This window comes from Colwellia ponticola (assembly GCF_005885605.1).
Taxonomy (GTDB): Bacteria; Pseudomonadota; Gammaproteobacteria; order Enterobacterales; family Alteromonadaceae; genus Colwellia; species Colwellia ponticola.
Window position 1 is genome coordinate 1 of record NZ_SZVP01000226.1, and the last position, 403, is coordinate 403.

Here is a 403-nt window from a genome sequence, read left to right on the forward strand (position 1 = left end):
ATGATGAGCCGACGTCCTACGAGCATGACAATGGCTTCGTACGGGTTGTAAGGCGGGGTCTGGCGGTCTGGAAGTACGAGCGTAACGACCAGGGCGATGTCATTCGTAAGATCGATCCCGACGGACATGTTACGGATTACAGCTACGACAAATACGGGCAACTGGTTGGGGTTTGGTACCCGGATCACAGTTGTCAGCGGCTGGTGTGGAATGAGCGGGGGCAACTGGTTGAGGAGCAGTTGCCCAACGGCGGGATCAAGCGTTATCGCTATGACGATCTTGGCCGTCAGGTGGCGCGCGAGGATGAGCATGGCGCGCTGACCCAGTATCAGTGGGACAGCGTGGGTCGCTTGGTTCGCGTGGTGCTGCCGGGTGGAGCGTGTCGGGAATACAGCTACAACCC

General features: G+C 58.8%; 1 protein-coding gene. It reads left to right on the forward strand.

The window, feature by feature from the left end:
- Window positions 1–403, forward strand: a 403-nt coding sequence (locus FCS21_RS16675; RefSeq protein ID WP_138624551.1) for an RHS repeat domain-containing protein, incomplete at both ends; no start/stop codon positions are given.